General features: G+C 75.5%; 13 protein-coding genes and 1 tRNA gene. 3 read left to right on the plus strand and 11 right to left on the minus strand.

Annotated elements, in window-relative coordinates; genetic code table 11:
* Positions 1 to 13 precede the first annotated feature (13 nt).
* From ACI79Q_RS11595 to ACI79Q_RS11645, 11 genes are all read right to left on the minus strand, one after another.
* Positions 14 to 87, minus strand: a tRNA-Leu gene (locus ACI79Q_RS11595).
* A 51-nt stretch (positions 88 to 138) separates the two neighbouring features.
* Complete coding sequence (locus ACI79Q_RS11600) at positions 139 to 900, minus strand: uracil-DNA glycosylase (protein ID WP_456614724.1); 762 nt, start codon at positions 898 to 900, stop codon at positions 139 to 141.
* A 17-nt stretch (positions 901 to 917) separates the two neighbouring features.
* Positions 918 to 1,910, minus strand: coding sequence for a Ppx/GppA phosphatase family protein (locus ACI79Q_RS11605; protein WP_456612930.1), 993 nt, complete (start codon positions 1,908 to 1,910; stop codon positions 918 to 920).
* Entirely contained in the window at positions 1,907 to 2,467 is a 561-nt protein-coding gene (locus ACI79Q_RS11610; RefSeq protein WP_456598066.1) for a DUF501 domain-containing protein, read from the minus strand. The genes ACI79Q_RS11605 and ACI79Q_RS11610 overlap by 4 nt, the downstream gene beginning before the upstream one ends.
* Positions 2,467 to 3,063, minus strand: coding sequence for a septum formation initiator family protein (locus ACI79Q_RS11615; protein ID WP_456600164.1), 597 nt, complete (start codon positions 3,061 to 3,063; stop codon positions 2,467 to 2,469). Before ACI79Q_RS11615 ends, ACI79Q_RS11610 begins: the two co-directional genes overlap by 1 nt.
* A 10-nt stretch (positions 3,064 to 3,073) precedes the next feature.
* Complete coding sequence (eno, locus tag ACI79Q_RS11620; RefSeq protein ID WP_456590535.1) at positions 3,074 to 4,351, minus strand: phosphopyruvate hydratase; 1,278 nt, start codon at positions 4,349 to 4,351, stop codon at positions 3,074 to 3,076.
* Between the two features lie 60 nt (positions 4,352 to 4,411).
* Positions 4,412 to 5,752: a mechanosensitive ion channel family protein gene (locus ACI79Q_RS11625; protein WP_456614725.1), complete on the minus strand. Its 1,341-nt coding sequence runs from the start codon at positions 5,750 to 5,752 to the stop codon at positions 4,412 to 4,414.
* Between the two features lie 167 nt (positions 5,753 to 5,919).
* Positions 5,920 to 6,846, minus strand: a complete 927-nt coding sequence (locus ACI79Q_RS11630; RefSeq protein WP_456590533.1) for a MazG family protein — start codon at positions 6,844 to 6,846, stop codon at positions 5,920 to 5,922.
* Positions 6,847 to 6,850: 4 nt separating this feature from the next.
* Entirely contained in the window at positions 6,851 to 7,834 is a 984-nt protein-coding gene (locus ACI79Q_RS11635) for a SurA N-terminal domain-containing protein (RefSeq protein ID WP_456600165.1), read from the minus strand.
* 89 nt (positions 7,835 to 7,923) lie between these two features.
* Complete coding sequence (gene mfd, locus ACI79Q_RS11640; RefSeq protein WP_456612929.1) at positions 7,924 to 11,463, minus strand: transcription-repair coupling factor; 3,540 nt, start codon at positions 11,461 to 11,463, stop codon at positions 7,924 to 7,926.
* A 101-nt stretch (positions 11,464 to 11,564) separates the two neighbouring features.
* A complete protein-coding gene (locus ACI79Q_RS11645) occupies positions 11,565 to 12,023 on the minus strand; it encodes an adenylyltransferase/cytidyltransferase family protein (RefSeq protein WP_456598072.1) in 459 nt (152 codons plus the stop codon).
* A gap of 353 nt (positions 12,024 to 12,376) precedes the next feature.
* Here ACI79Q_RS11645 and ACI79Q_RS11650 point away from each other — a divergent pair, with 353 nt between their 5' ends.
* Genes ACI79Q_RS11650 through ACI79Q_RS11660 form a run of 3 tightly spaced genes read left to right on the plus strand, consistent with a single transcriptional unit; the run spans position 12,377 to position 15,852 of the window.
* A complete protein-coding gene (locus ACI79Q_RS11650; RefSeq protein ID WP_456614726.1) occupies positions 12,377 to 13,558 on the plus strand; it encodes a YveK family protein in 1,182 nt (393 codons plus the stop codon).
* 6 nt (positions 13,559 to 13,564) lie between these two features.
* Positions 13,565 to 14,803 carry a hypothetical protein gene (locus tag ACI79Q_RS11655; RefSeq protein WP_456614727.1) on the plus strand — a complete coding sequence of 413 codons (1,239 nt, stop codon included), beginning with the start codon at positions 13,565 to 13,567 and terminating at the stop codon, positions 14,801 to 14,803.
* Positions 14,800 to 15,852, plus strand: a complete 1,053-nt coding sequence (locus tag ACI79Q_RS11660; RefSeq protein ID WP_456612926.1) for a glycosyltransferase family 4 protein — start codon at positions 14,800 to 14,802, stop codon at positions 15,850 to 15,852. Before ACI79Q_RS11655 ends, ACI79Q_RS11660 begins: the two co-directional genes overlap by 4 nt.
* Positions 15,853 to 15,854 lie beyond the last annotated feature (2 nt).

Consider the following 15,854-nt stretch of genomic DNA (forward strand, 5'->3'; position numbering starts at 1 on the left):
CCCGCACCGATCGTGCCCCCGGTCGGGTTCGAACCGACACTGGGACCCTTTTAAGGGGCCTGCCTCTGCCGATTGGGCTACGGGGGCGCGGTGCGCACGCTAGCCGGACCGGGCCCGGCCGCGCGGGACCGCCGCCGGTCAGCCGTCGGCCAGCTCGGTCGCCCGGGCGAGGACAGCGTCCAGCATCGGCTCGGTGAGCCTGCCGGTGAAGGTGTTCTGCTGGCTGACGTGGTAGCTGCCCAGCAGGGTCAGCGGGCCGCGCGGCCCGGTCAGCTCCACCTCGACCCCGTGCCCGAACGCCGGCCGCGGGCGTGGCAGCGCGTACCCGGCGGCGGCGAGCACCGGCCACAGCGCAGTCCAGCCGAAGCCGCCGAGGACGACGACCACCCGCAGCCGGGGCAGCAGCTCCAGCTCGCGGGCCAGCCACGGCGAGCAGGTGTCCCGCTCCTCAGGGGTGGGCGCGTTGGCCGGCGGGGCGCAGCGCACCGCGGCGGCCACCCGCACGTCGGTGAGCTCCAGCCCGTCGCCGGCGTGCGTCGACGTCGGCTGGTTGGCCAGGCCGGCCCGCCACAGCGCGGCGAAGATCCAGTCACCGCTGCGGTCGCCGGTGAAGACCCGGCCGGTGCGGTTCCCGCCGTGCGCGGCCGGCGCGAGGCCGACGACGGCGATCCGCGCATCGGCGGGTCCCAGGCCCGGCACCGGACGGCCCCAGTAGTCCTGGTCGCGGAAGGACGCCCGCTTGACCCGGGCGACCTCCTCGCGCCACGCCACCAGCCGCGGGCAGGCGTAGCAGCCGGAGATGCGCGCGTCGAGGACCGGCAGCTCACGCGCACCACGGGCACTGCGCGCCACCCCGGCGGGGGTACGGGTGACGGGGAAGCCGCCGGCGTCTACAGGCATAGGAGAAGGACCCCGTCCTACTCTCCGCTCGCACGCTCGCGGCGAGCCTCTGGACGGGGCCGGTCGCGGGCGAGGCGCAGGGCGATGCCGTCGAGGATGTCGTGCTCGCTGACGGTCACCTCGGCCAGGCCGAACTCCTCCATGAGCACCCGCAGGATGAGCGCGCCGGCGCCGATCACATCGACCCGGCCCGGGTGCATCACCGGCTCGGCGGCGCGGCGCGCCCGGGTGGCCCCCAGCAGGTCGGCGGCGACCCGGCGGACGTCGGCCACCGGGATGCGCGAGCCGTGGATCGCCGCGGAGTCGTAGGTGGGCAGGCCCAGTGCGAGGGCCGCCACGGTGGTGACGGAGCCGGCCAGCCCGACCAGGCTCGCCGCGCGGGAGACCGGCACCTCGGCGCTGACCTGGGCCAGCGCGGCGCGGACGTCGCGCTCGGTCCGCGCGATCTGCTCCGGGGTGGGCGGGTCGTCGTGCAGGTGCCGCTCGGTCAGCCGCACGCAGCCGATGTCGACCGAGCGGGCCGCGGTCACGCCGTCGGCGTCCCCGAGCACGAACTCGGTGGAGCCGCCGCCGATGTCGACGACGAGCCAGGGAGCCGGTGCGGGTGCCAGCCCGTGCGCGGCGGCCGCGGCGGCGAGCGAGCCGGTGGCGCCGAGGAAGGAGAGCTCGGCCTCCTCCCGGCCGGTCACCACATCGGGTGTGCGCCCCAGGGTGGCCCGCACCATGTCCTCGAAGTCGGCGCGGTTCGCCGCGTCGCGGGTGGCGCTGGTGGCGACCATCCGGACGTCGGTGGCGCCCAGGTCCCGGGCCGCCGCCGCGTACTCGGCGAGCACCACGCGGGTGCGCTCGATCGCCTCCGGCGCCAGCCGGCCGGTCGCGTCCACGCCCTGGCCCAGGCGCACCACCTCCATCCGCCGCAGCAGGTCGGTGTGCCCGCCCTGCGCCGGCACGTCGGCCACGAGCAGGCGGATGGAGTTGGTGCCGCAGTCGATCGCCGCGACCCGCGTCATGCGTCGCCCTCCGGCCGGGCGCAGGGGCCCTTCGCCCACCACTCCCCCATCTCGGCGACCGCGCGGTCACCGATCGGGTTGACGCCGGGGCCGGCGGCCAGCGCGTGGCCGGCCAGCGCGTGCAGGCACTTGACCCTGTCGGGCATGCCACCGGCGGTGGCGCGGGTGGGCAGCACGTCCTTCGCGTCGCGCGCGGCGAGGTAGGCCTCGTGCGCCGCCCGGTAGCCGGCGGCGAGCTCGGGATCGGTGGCCAGCTCCGCCTGCCACTCCCGCATCCGGCCGGTCGACTCCAGCCGGCTCGCGGCGGCCGAGGCCCGCGGGCAGGTGAGGTAGTAGAGCGTCGGGAACGGCGTGCCGTCCTCCAGCCGCGGCGAGGTCTCGACCACGTCCGGCTGGCCGCAGGGGCACCGGTGCGCGACACCCGCCAGCGCACGGGGCGGGCGGCCGAGCTGCCGGGCGACGACCTCGCGGTCCTCCTCGCTGACGGGGCTGGAACGGCCCCGCTGCAGGGGCCCGGGCCGAGCGTGCGAGGCCGGGGGGGTAGCGGGGTCCTCCATCACTCCGCCACCTCCTCGTCGTCCGGCTGGTCGACCACGCCGCCGTCGGCCTCGGCCACCGACCGCATCAGCCCCTCGTACCAGGGCAGCGGCCCCGGGTCCGCGGCGGCCGCCAGCGTCCCGGCGTCACCCTCGACGGCGTCCCCGTCGACGACGAGCACCAGCCGGTCGCCGGGGAGGACGTAGGAGAGCCGCTCCCGCGCCTGCCGCTGGGCGTAGGCGGGGTTGGCCTGCCGCGCCAGCTCGCCCTGCAGCTCGCCGACCCGCGCGTCGAGCTGCCGGCCCTCCGCGGCCAGCCGGGCGAGCTCGGCCTGGCCGGCCAGGTACTGCCGGATCGGCCCGGCGAGGGTGAGCGCGAGCAGCAGGACCAGGCCGACCAGCACGACGGCGCGGCCGGTGAACAGCGGGCGGCGACGGGGCGCGACCGAGGCGGTCGGTCGGCGCTCCGGGCGACGGTTCGGACGCCGCTGCGCCGGCCGGCTGGACGCCCCCGAGCGCAGCCCGGTACGGACCGGCCGCGAGTGGTGCACCCGCGGCACCCGGCCGGTCGCGCGCCGTGTCTCGCCTCCGCCCCGCCGGCCGCGCACGCTGCTCATCGGCCTCCGCTCAGCCGTTCAGCCGCGGGAAGGCGGCGGCGCCGGCGTAGCGGGCGGCGTCGTCGAGCTCCTCCTCGATGCGCAGCAGCTGGTTGTACTTGGCCACCCGCTCGCTGCGGGCCGGCGCACCGGTCTTGATCTGCCCGCAGTCGGTGGCGACGGCGAGGTCGGCGATCGTGGTGTCCTCCGTCTCGCCCGAGCGGTGGCTCATCATGCAGCGGTAGCCGTTGCGGTGGGCCAGGTTCACCGCGTCCAGGGTCTCGGTGAGCGTGCCGATCTGGTTGACCTTGACCAGCAGCGCGTTGGCGGCCTTGCGCGCGATGCCGTCGGCCAGGCGCGCCGGGTTGGTGACGAACAGGTCGTCGCCGACGATCTGCACCCGGTCACCCAGGGCGGCGGTCATGGCGATCCAGCCGTCCCAGTCCTCCTCGTCGAGCGGGTCCTCGATGGAGACGATCGGGTAGGCGTCGACCAGGCCGCGGTAGTAGTCGACCAGGTACTCCGCCGACCGGGACTGGCCCTCGAAGTCGTAGCCGCCGTCGGTGTGGAACTCGGTGGCGGCGACGTCGAGCGCGAAGGCGATGTCGGTGCCGAGGCTGTAGCCGGCCTTCTCCACCGCCTCGGCGATGAGGTCCAGGGCGTCCCGGTTGCTCGGCAGGTCGGGCGCGAAGCCGCCCTCGTCGCCCAGGCCGGTGGCCAGGCCGCGGCCCTTGAGCACCGCCTTCAGCGCGTGGTAGGTCTCCGTGCCCATCGCCAGCGCCTCGGCGAACGTGGCCGCCCCGACGGGGGCGATCATGAACTCCTGCACGTCGACGTTGCTGTCGGCGTGGGCGCCGCCGTTGAGGATGTTCATCATCGGCACGGGCAGCAGGTGCGCCGACGGGCCGCCGACGTAGCGGAACAGCGGGAGGCCGGTGGAGTCTGCGGCGGCCCGCGCGACGGCGAGGCTGACGCCGAGGATGGCGTTGGCCCCCAGGCGGGACTTGTCCGGCGTCCCGTCGAGGTCGAGCAGGCGCTGGTCGATCAGCCGCTGCTCGCTGGCCTCGTAGCCGACGAGCTCGGGGCCGATGACGTCGAGGACGCCGTCGACGGCCCTGGTCACTCCCTTGCCGCCGTAGCGCTCACCCCCGTCCCGCAGCTCGACCGCCTCGAAGGCGCCCGTGGAGGCTCCGCTGGGCACGGCGGCCCGGGCGATCGTCCCGTCGTCGAGGGCGACCTCGACCTCCACGGTGGGGTTTCCGCGCGAGTCGAGGATCTCCCGCGCGCCTACGGCATCGATGCTCGGCACGGGGGCAGCCTAACCAGCCGGAACTGTCGGCGAGGCCTCCCCCGGCCGCGCCCCGCCGGATCAGGGCGCCGACGGGCCCCGCTCCTGCTCCGCGGTCCCCTCGTCCCCGGCCGTCCGGTCGTGGCGGGCGCGCTCGGCCTGGTCCTCCTCGCTCGGCCCGCTGAAGGCCTGGGAGCGCTTGCGGGCCTCCAGGCTCCCGGTGAAGAGCCCCTCGCTGGTCGCGGGCCCGCGGCCGGACGGGCGCGCCGGCCGGGGTGCGGTGCGGGGGTCGGGGGCCGGCCGCGGTCCGCGCCGCCCGGCGGTCTCGTACCCGGCGGCGCCCTCGTTCCGGACGCGCGGCAGGGCGTGCGGGGCCTCCCGCTGCAGCCAGCCGACGAGCCCCTCCCGGACGGCGCAGCGCAGGTCGAACAGGGTCCCCGCGTCCTGCGCGCTGACCAGCACGCGGACCCGCACGAGAGCGCCGACGGCGTCGGTCACCTGCAGGACCTTGACCCGCTGGTCCCAGTTCTCGTTCCCGGTGACCAGCCGGTCGAGCTCCTCGCGCATCCGGTCGAACGGCGTCGTCCAGTCCACGTCGAGCTCGACGGCGCCGAGGACGGCGGACTCCTTGCGGGTCCAGTTCTGGAACGGCGTGGTCGTGAAGTAGGTCGAGGGCAGCACCAGCCGCCGGTCGTCCCAGATGTGCACGACCACGTAGGTGAGGGTGATCTCCTCGATGCGGCCCCACTCCTCCTCCACGACGACCACGTCGTCGACGCGGATCGCGTCGGTGAAGGCCAGCTGCAGGCCCGCGAAGACGTTGGCCAGCGAGGTCTGGGCGGCCAGGCCGGCGACGATCGAGATCACGCCGGCGCTGGCCAGGATGCTGGCGCCGGCGGCGCGGGCGCCGGGGAGGGTCAGGAGCATCCCCGCGACCGTGAGCACGGCGACGACGACGACGGCCAGCCGGCGCAGCAGCGAGATCTGTGTGCGCACCCGCCGGGCGTGCCGGTTGTCCGCGACGTCGACGTCGTAGCGGGCGAGCCAGGCATCGGCGGCGACGAAGACCGCCACGGCGACCAGCCAGCCGATGGTCGCGATCACGCTCAGGGCCAGTACGTGGACGACGACCTCCGCCCAGTCCCCCAGGTCGTCGGCCGCCTCGAGGACGACGGTCAGCGCCACCAGCACCAGCAGCGCGCGCAGCGGGGTGCGGCCCCGCCGGGAGAGGTCGGCGGTCACGGGCGAGCCACGGCCCACCCGCCGGACCACGACGCCGATCAGGACGCCGAGCAGCCAGGCCGCCAGGGCGGCGCCGGCGCAGACGAGGAGCACCTGCCAGGTCTCGGACGGGATCAGGCCGGACACGCCCTCGACGGCCTCGTCGGGGCCGACCGGGTCATCGGCAGGGGCGGAGAGCACGGCGGACAGCGGAGCGGCTCCTCTCCGGTCGGGTACGGCCGCCGGATCCTCGTCGGCGGCAGGCGGTGGTCCCCGGGCCGGTGGCGCGTCGTCGCTGCTCGCTTCCCGGCCCGGCGCATCACGCGCCGTCGGTGGTCCTCCACGCTAGCGAGCCGACGCACCGCCCGTCAGGTCGACGTCCCCCGGTCGGGTCGGGTCGCGGCGGCGTCGAGCTCGCCGGCGTAGCGGCGCACCGCCTCCCGCAGCGCGTCCTCCACGTCCCACCCGCGCGCCTCGGCGGCGGCGACGACGGCCAGCAGCCGCTCGCCGAGCGCCTCCGGGCTCGCGTCGGCCAGCTCGGCCGGCTCGGGCGTGGGGAGCCCCGCCCGACCGGCCCGGCGCACCAGGGCCGCGCCCCACGACGCCGCGGGCTGCGAGCGGGAGACGCCCTCGGTGGGCGAGCGGCGCTGCTTCTCGGCCTTCTTGATCTCCTCCCAGCCGGCCTCCACCTGGGCGACATCGCGCGGCCCGGCGTCGCCGAACACGTGCGGGTGCCGGCGGACCAGCTTGTCGACCAGGTCACCGGCGACGTCGTCGACGTCGAAGCGCCGCTGCTCCCCCGCCTCGGCGGCGACGCGGGCGTGGAAGACCACCTGCAGCAGCACGTCGCCGAGCTCCTCGCGCATGGCGGCCGGGTCGTCGTCGACGATCGCGTCGTAGGCCTCGTGCGCCTCCTCGAGCAGGTACCCGCGCAGCGACGCGTGCGTCTGCTCGGCGTCCCACGGGCACCCGCCGGGCGAGCGCAGCCGGTCCATGACCGCGACGACGTCCAGCAGCCGCACCCCGGCGGGCTCCGGGGCTGCGGCGACGAGCTCCGCACCGGGGACCGGTTCCCCGGCGGGGACCAGCAGGACGACGTCGCCGGCCAGGGCGCCGGCGGCGGCGAGGTCGGGTACCTCGGCGACGGCCAGCCCGTCGGCGCGCAGCACCGCAGCGGTGCCGGCTGCCCCGGGCAGGGCAGCCAGCGGGCGCCCCGAGGAGACCGCCCGCCACCCGGCGGGGCTCAGCAGGCCGGGCAGGCGGGGGCTGACGGGGACGGCGAGCGCGACGGGCACCGGCTCAGTCTGCCGAAGCAGCCGCCGGCGCATCGTCGAGGAGGTCGACCACCCCGCTCTGGGCGGGCAGCAGCCGACCCTCCTCGTAGGTCCCGTAGCGGGGGTTGACCGCGATGTCGAGGTCGGCCCGCACCTCGTCGAGCAGCGGCCGGACCGAGGCCTCCGCCTGCTCGCCGGCCTCCTCGACCAGTTGCGGCCGCAGCTCCTCGAAGGACGGGTAGACGGTGCCGGCGCGGAAGGCGACGACGACCCCGCCCGTCTCGGGCACCGGGACCGCGACCGCCGTCCCCGGTTCGGCGGTGACCAGCGGCGCGCTCAGCGCGGGCGGCAGCTCGTCGGCGGCCCGGCGTCCGAGCTCCGGCAGCGTGTACGGGCCGGCGAACCGCGCGGCCACCGCGGCGTAGCGGGCCGGGTCGGCGGTCAGCTCCGCGATGACGGCGGTGGCGGTGGCCTGGTCCGGCACGGTGACGTAGCCGAACTCGATCTGGCCCAGCTCCTCGCGGACCTCCTGGTACCGGGCCCGCAGGGCAGCCTCGTCCAGCGGGTCCGCCGTCCCTTCGGCGGCGGCGATCTCCTGGCGCACCAGCTGCTGGCGCACGCTCTCCCGGACGTCCGCCCGGCCGATGCCCTGCTCGGCGAGCCGCGCGTAGACGGCCTCGGGGTCGTCGTCGCCCAGCAGCTCCTCGATCCGGCGGGTCACCTCGGCGTCGGTGACCTGCACCCCGTAGCGCTCGGCCGCGGCGTCGTGCACCTCGCCCTCGACGAGCAGGCCCAGCACCCGGCGGGTGAGCTGCTCCTCACGCCCCTGCGCGGTGGCGGCCACACCGGCGTCGGCGAGCCGGTCGGCGACCTCCGCCTCGAGCTCGGCGACGCCGATCCGCTCCTCGCCCACGTAGGCGGCGACGTCCGGTGCCGACCGGCAACCGGTCAGGGCGAGGACGGCCAGGGACACGGCGGCACACGACCGGGCGGCGCGGTGGATCAGCACGCCGGGAGACTCCCACGAAAAGGACCCTGCTGCCCCCACGCCTCGCACGCTCGGCGCGGCCCCCTGCAGCAGGGCCGTGGCAGCGCCCGCTACGCCGCGACCGGGGCCCCGAGGACGGCGGTCAGCGTGGCGTGCAGGTTCTCCAGCAGGGCGACGTCGCGCAGCGGCGTGCGGCGGTCGGGGCCGACCGGCACCTTGAGCGAGATGGTCCGCACGGCCGCCTTGTAGGAGGCGCCGTCGGCCAGGCGGGCCAGCCGCATCTGCTTGGACTCCGGCAGGTCCACCGGGCCGACCCGGATGGTGCGGCCCTGCAGCGAGACCTCGGTGATGCCGAGTTCCCGCATAGCCACCCGGAAGCGGGCCACGGCCAGCAGGTTGAGCACCGGCGCCGGCGGGGCGCCGTACCGGTCGGTGAGCTCGTCGAGCACCGCCTGCGCCTGCGCCTCGTCCTGGATGGACGCGACCTTGCGGTAGGCCTCCATGCGCAGCCGCTCGCCGGGCACGTAGTCGTGCGGCAGGTGTGCGTCGACCGGCAGGTCAACCCGCACCTCCACCGGCTCGGCGGGCGCCTCCTCACCGGTCACCTGCGCCCGGTAGTCGGCCACCGCCTCGCCGACCAGCCGCACGTACAGGTCGAAGCCGACGCCGGCGATGTGCCCGGACTGCTCGCCGCCGAGCAGGTTGCCCGAGCCGCGGATCTCCAGGTCCTTCATCGCCACCGCCATGCCGGCGCCGAGGTCGGTGTTGTTCGCGATGGTGGTCAGCCGGTCGACCGAGGTCTCGGTGAGCGTGCGGGTGGGGTCGTAGGTGAAGTAGGCGTAGGCCCGCTCCCGCCCACGGCCGACCCGGCCGCGGATCTGGTGCAACTGGGAGAGCCCGAACGTGTCCGCCCGGTCGACGATCAGGGTGTTGGCGTTCGGGATGTCCAGGCCGGACTCGACGATCGTCGTCGCGACCAGGACGTCGTACTCCTTCTCCCAGAAGCCGACCATGATCCGCTCGAGCTCGTGCTCCTTCATCTGCCCGTGGCCGACGGCGATGCGGGCCTCGGGCACCAGGTGGCGGATCTTCGCGGCGGCCTTGTCGATCGACTGCACCCGGTTGTGGATCACGAAGACCTGGCCGTCGCGCAGCAGCTCCCGGCGGATCGCCGCCGCCATCTGCTTGTCGTTCCACGCGCCCACGTAGGTGAGCACGGGGTGCCGCTCCTCGGGCGGGGTGAGGATCGTCGACATCTCGCGGATGCCGGTGAGGCTCATCTCCAGGGTGCGCGGGATCGGGGTGGCCGACATCGACAGGACGTCGACCGCCGTCCGCATCGTCTTCAGGTACTCCTTGTGCTCGACGCCGAAGCGCTGCTCCTCGTCGACGATGACCAGCCCGAGGTCCTTCCACCGGGTGGTCGGCTGCAGCAGCCGGTGGGTGCCGACCAGGATGTCGATCTCGCCGGCGGCCAGCTGCCGGAGGATCTCGGTGGTCTCGCGGTCGGACTGGAACCGGGAGAGCACCTTCACCGTCACCGGGAACTGGGCGACCCGCTCGGAGAAGGTCTTGAAGTGCTGGTTGGCCAGCAGCGTCGTCGGCACCAGGACGGCGACCTGCTTGCCGTCCTGCACCGCCTTGAACGCGGCCCGGATCGCGATCTCGGTCTTCCCGTAGCCGACGTCGCCGCAGATGATCCGGTCCATCGGCACCGTCTGCTGCATGTCGGCCTTGACCTCGTCGATCGCGGCCAGCTGGTCGGGGGTCTCCTGGAAGGGGAAGGCGTCCTCCAGCTCGCGCTGCCAGACCGTGTCGGGCCCGAAGGCGTGGCCCTGGGTCGCCATGCGCGCGGAGTACAGCCGGATCAGCTCGCCGGCGATCTGCTTGACCGCCTTGCGGGCCTGGCTCTTGGTCTTCTGCCAGTCGGCGCCGCCGAGCTTGGACAGCGCCGGCGACTCCCCGCCGACGTAGCGGGTCAGCTGGTCGAGGGCGTCGGTGGGCACGAACAGCCGGTCCGGCGGCTGGTTCCGCCGCGACGGCGCGTACTCGACGATCAGGTAGTCGCGCTGGCCGCCGTTGACGGTGCGGCTGATCATCTCGATGTAGCGGCCGACGCCGTGCTGCTCGTGCACCACGAGGTCGCCCGGCTGCAGCTGCACCAGGTCGACGGCGTTGCGCCGGCGGGCGGGCATCTTCACCGCGTCGCGCATCGTCGTGCCGCGCTGGCCGGTCAGGTCGTGCTCGGTGACCAGCGCCAGCCCGACGCCCGGGAAGGCGAACCCGGCCTCGAGGTTGCCCTGGGTGACGTGGGTCAGCCCGGGGTCGGGGGCGGTGGCCAGGTCGGGCACCAGCCGGACGCCGAGCTCGGCCTCGGTGAGCTGGTCGGCGGCTCGCTGCGCGGGGCCGGGGCCGGCGAAGGTGACGACGACCCGCCACCCGTCGCGGTGCCAGCCCCGCATGCGCTCGACGGCGGCGCCCTGGTCGCCGTGGAAGCGCTCGACGGGTGTGGCGTCGAGGGTCACCTGCCGCTCGTCGTCCTCGGCCTGCAGGGTGAAGGCGCCGGTGGTCCACCAGGGCAGGCCGCGGCCGCGGGCCGCGGCCTGGACGTCGGCGAGGTCCCGGAAGGAGGACGCGCCCAGGTCTAGCGGCGCCTCCCCCGCCTCGGCGGCGGTCGCCCACGAGGCGGCGAGGAACTCCTCCGCGGTGCGCACCAGGTCGGCCGCCCGGCTGCGCACCCGCTCGGGGTCGCAGACCAGGACGTGCGTGCCCGCGGGCACCAGGTCGGTGAGCAGCTGCATGGCCGCGTCGCCGATGAGGGCGGGGGTCAGCGACTCCATGCCCTCCACGGCGATGCCCTCGGCGAGCTTCCCCAGGACCTCGATCAGGCCGGGGTGCTCGACCGCCAGCGCGGCGGCACGGGCGCGCACCTCCTCGGTGAGCAGCAGCTCGCGGCACGGCGGGGCCCACAGCCGCTCGGGGCGCTCGTCCAGCGACCGCTGGTCGGCGGCGGAGAAGTACCGCAGCTCGTCGACCTCGTCGCCCCAGAACTCCACGCGCACCGGATGCGGCTCGGTGGGCGGGAAGACGTCGAGGAGGCCACCGCGGACGGCGAACTCGCCGCGCTTCTCGACCAGCTCCACGCGCGTGTAGGCGGCGTCGGAGAGCGCCTGGGCGATGTCGTCCAGCTCGGCCGAGTCCCCGGGCTTCAGCTCGACCGGCACCAGGTCACCGAGCCCGGGGGCCAGCGGCTGGAGCACGCTGCGGACCGGGGCGACGAGGACGTCGATCGCACCGTTCTCCCCCGGGTGCGTGAGGTCCCGCAGCACGGCCAGCCGCCGGCCGACGGTGTCCGCGCGCGGGCTGAGCCGCTCGTGGGGCAGCGTCTCCCAGGCCGGGAAGACCTCCACCCGGCGGCCCGGGACGAAGCAGCGCAGCAGGTCGGCGGCCGCGTCGGCGTCGCGCTCCCCCGCGGTGACGACGAGGACGGGCACGCCGGCGCCCGGCGCCGGTGCGGCGAGGGCGGCCGCCACCAGCGGCTGCACCGTCGGTGGTGCGGTGACGGCGAGCTCGGCGCTCCCGGCGGAGGCGACCACGCGGGCCATGCCGGGGTCGGTGAGGACGACGTCGAGCACGCCGCGCAGGGTCACGCTTCTTCTTCTCCTGAGGTTGTCCGGCCTCGCACGGACCGCCGAGTGCGGCCGGGGCCGCTCCCCAGGCTAGACGGCACCCCCGACAGGCGCCGCCCCGCTCAGGAGGTGCGGGCGCGGGCCACCCGGCCCACCGGCTGCTCCGCCTCGATGGCCGCCAGCGCCTTGCGCAGGATCGTGCTGGAGGTGTGCATCGTGTACGGGAAGTAGTGCACCCGGACGCCGACCTCGGCGAAGTCGCGCTCGAGCTTCAGGCCCTTGGTGGTGCCCCGCCAGTCGTCGCCCTTGAAGAGGACGTCGAACCCGACCTCGCGCCAGGTGTCGATCTTGTCGGGGACCACCTCGGCGTGCACGGCGTCGACGAACCGCAGGCTGCCGACGATCTCCATGCGCTCGGCCAGCGGGATGACCGGGGCCCGCCCCTTGGTCTGCAGCAGCATCTCGTCGGAGACGACGCCGGCGATCAGCCGGTCGCAGTGGTCGGCCGCGTGCCGGAGGATGTTCAGGTGCCCGACGTGGAACAGGTCGTAGGCACCCGGCGCGTATCCGATGACGGTCATGCAGGCCCCCCGTGCGATGTTCTGGCTGCGGGCCACGTTGGCGCCCGCGAGTTCACCGAGCGTGATGCACGCCTGCAGTCGTCGCAGGTCAGCGGCTCACTCTGGCGGACACTACGCACCGAGGATCACGGTGGGTGACGATCGCGGGGTCGTTCACCCGAACGTGCGTGCCCAGCACGCTCGGTCGTCCGGCCGCCCCGCCCGAAGGGGTGAGGCCCCCACCGGAAGCGCCGGTGCGGCGATCCGGCGGCCCTAGCATTCCCGGCGAGAGGCTGCGGGACAGCGGGGACGGCCGGCCTCGGAGCACCCCTCCCAGCTGTTCTGCGACCACGGCGCCAGGAGCAGGGACGGACATGGAATTCAGCGAGTACCTCGCGGCGATCCGCCGCTACTGGACCACCTGGGTCGGCGTCCTCGCGGTCTGCCTCGTCGTGGCCGCCGTGGCGCTGCAGCTGGTCCCGCGGACGTACGCGGCGACGGCGCAGGTCTTCGTGTCGGCGTCACCGACGATCTCGAACAGCGCGCAGTACGTCAACCAGCGCGCGAAGAGCTACCCCGGCCTCGTGGCCAGCGCACCGGTCCTCCGCCCGGTGATCGAGGAGCTCGACCTGACCGAGTCCTTCACCTCGCTGCGGGACCGGGTGTCGGCCGAGGTGCCCGCCGACACCTCCCAGCTCCGGGTGGTCGTCACGGGCGGGGACGCCGAGGAGGCCGCCGAGATCGCCAACGCGGTCGCCGAGCAGGTCACCGAGGTCGTTCCCGAGCTCGAGGAATCGCGAACCGGTGAGCGCCCGGTGACCCTCACCGTCAGCGACCCGGCCACCGTTCCCACCTCACCGGCCTCCCCCGTGCCGCTGTTCGTGCTGGGGCTCGGCGCTCTGGTGGGGCTCTTCCTCGGTCTGGCCGGCGCCGTCCTCCGCGCCCAGGCCGACCCGTCCGTGCGCTCGCCGGAGGACGTCCGGCGCGCCTGGGGCGGGGACCCGGCCCCGGAGGTCCTGGTGCAGCGGTCGGGCCGCGCCGCGCGCAGCCAGCTCACCGGCAGCCCCGCCCGGGTGCTGGCCCGTCGCCTGGAGGACGCGGCCGACGCCGGCCCGGTACGTGCCCTGCTCCTGTCACCGTCGCTCGACGACCGGGTGTCGGCCCGGACGCTGGCCGGGGAGATCGCTGCGGTCCTGCGCGACCGGGACGTGCCCACGGCGGTGGGGACGACCGCCGCCGCCCAGAAGGGCGCAGCGGGTGGCGTCCGGGTGCGCCTCGAGCTCGCCGACCCGCTGGCGCCGGGGCGTGCCTGGCGCGCCGCGGCGCGGGACGGCGCGCTGGTGGTCCTCGCCGTCGGCGTCGGCCGGGTCGACACCGCCGAGCTCGCCGAGCTGCGCGGCGTCCTGACCGCCGCCGGGATCGCTCCGCTGGCGGTCGCCCTCGTGCCCGCCCGAGGCCCGGCCACGGCCGGGGACGAGCCGGCAGCGCCGGCGGCCCCCGTCGGTGCCGACACGGTCCGGGTCACCTCCCCTGTCGGGTCCGCGCCCGGGCGCTGATCTCCCGTGTCCTCTGCGATCCGCCGGACGGGGGCGGGGCTCCCGGCCACCTCCGCCGGCCGGTTCCTGATCGCCCTGCTGCTGGTCCTCGCCTGCGTCAGCTGGCGCCGTGGCCAGTACTTCTCCGGCTCCCTCGACCCGGTCGTGGTCGGCAAGGCGCTGTGCAGTGGGCTGGCCCTCCTGCTCGCCGCGCAGGCCGCACGCCGCGGGCCCCGGCGACCCCTGGGCACCGGCACGCTATGGGTGGTCGCCGTCGCCCTCACCAGCTCCGTGTTCGGTGCGCTCACGCACGGCACCGTGCTGGCCGGGGGGCTGGTGGCGGCCCGGGTCGGGATCCTCGCGCTCACCGTCCACCTCCTGCTGCGCACCCTCACGGCGGACGAGGCCTTCGCCGCCCTGGCCCGGGCCTGCGGCGCGGTGGCGCTCGTCGCGGCGGTGACCGGGCTGCCCGCGGCCGGGGACGGCCGACTCGCCGGCGGCCTGCCGACGCTGTCCCCCAACGAGCTGGCCCTCCTGGCCGGGGTCGTGGTGCTGCACGTGGCGTGGCGCGTCGTCCGTGGCGACGCCGGCCCAGGGGCCGCGCTGGTCGCGGCGGGTGCCCTCGGCGTCGTCTGGGCCACCGGCTCGCGCACCGGGCTGCTCGCACTCCTGGCGGCCGTCCTGGTCGTCGCCGCACACCTGCGCCGGGCCCCGGTGGGGCTCGTGGTCGGTGGGCTGCTGGCCGCCGCCGTCGGCGCGGCCGTCACGCTCTCGACGGGTGCGCTCACCGGCTTCGCCGTCCGGGACGGCGACGGGGTGAGCACCCTGGAGTCGCGGTTCATCGCCTGGGACGCAGCCACCCGGTGGGGCGACACGGCCTGGCAGACCCTCTTCGGCGGCGGGCTGTCGGTGAAGGTGATCCCGGTGGCCGGGCAGTACTGGGACAGCCAGCCGCTGGACAGCAGCTGGGTCTCGGCGCTGGTGCAGAACGGGGTCCTCGGCCTGCTGCTGCTGGCCGGATGGGTGGCGTGGGTGCTCCGCGGCACGGTGCTGGTTCCCCGCCCCCACCGCGCGCTGTTCCTCGGCCTGCTCGTCTTCCTGCTGGGCAGGAGCGTGGTGGAGAGCGGCCTGTTCGACGCGACACCCGCCTTCCTGTTCTTCGTCGCGGTGTCCTTCGCCGTCGAGGGCGGTTCCCGGGGGCGCCTGCGCCCGGAGCTCGAGCGGGACCCACCCCTGGGTCCCCGTCAGGAGGAAGCAGTCCGATGAAGGTGCTGTTCGACGCCTACTGGTGGATCGAGGGCCAGCCCTCGGGCCGACGGGTGGTGGACTCCTTCGTGCGCACGTGGGCCGGCGACTGGCCGGGCGACGAGCTCGTCGTCGCCGTCCCGCAGCAGCACCGCGACGCCGTCCTGGAGCTGGTCGGCGACGCCCCGATCGACGTCCGCACGGTCCGCCGTTCCCCCCACGGGGTCAGCGTCCTGACCGAGCTGGGCTCGGTCGCCGAGGCCGACGTCGTCCTGGCGCAGAACTACACGCCGCTGCGGACGCGGGCGCTGCGGGCGACGTTCATCCACGACCTGATGTTCCTGGAGCACCCGGAGTTCTTCACGCGCCTGGAGCGGGCCTACTTCGCGGGGATGCCGTGGTCGGCGCGGTACGCCGACCTCGTCCTCACCTCCACCCGCGCCGAGGCCGACCGCATCACCCGGTTCCGTCCGGGTCTGGCCGGCCGGGTGGTGCCGGTCGGGCTGAGCCTGCCGGAGTCCTTCCGCACCCGGCCGCCGGCGGACCCGGGCCTCGGCCTGACCCCTGGGGGCTTCCTCCTGTGCGTCGGCCGGCTCAACGCCCGGAAGAACGTCGGGCGGCTGGTCGAGGCCCTCCTCGCCGACGAGCTCGTGACACCCGAGCGGCCGCTGGTCGTCGTGGGCGAGCCCGACGGGCGCGCTGCTGCCCGCCACTCCCCCGACGACCACCGCGTGCGCTTCGTCGGCGGGGTCGACGACCCGGCCCTCGTGTGGCTGTACCAGAACTGCCGGTTGTTCGTGTTCCCCTCGCTGGACGAGGGGTTCGGGCTCCCGGTCGTCGAGGCGGCCGTCTCGGGGGCGCCCATGGCGCTCAGCGACATCCCGTCGTTCCGCGAGCTCGCACCCGGAGCGGCCTTCTTCGACCCGCGCGACACCGGCTCCATCGCCGCGGTGATCGGGGCCGAGCTCTCCGGCCCGCCGAGCACGGCTCCCGCTGTCCGGGTGCCGACGTGGTCGGAAGTGGTCGGCCGGATCCGCGAGGTGGTCGGCGAGCGGCTCGCCGAGCGCTGAGC

The sequence above is a fragment of the Blastococcus sp. SYSU DS0828 genome, assembly GCF_054050975.1.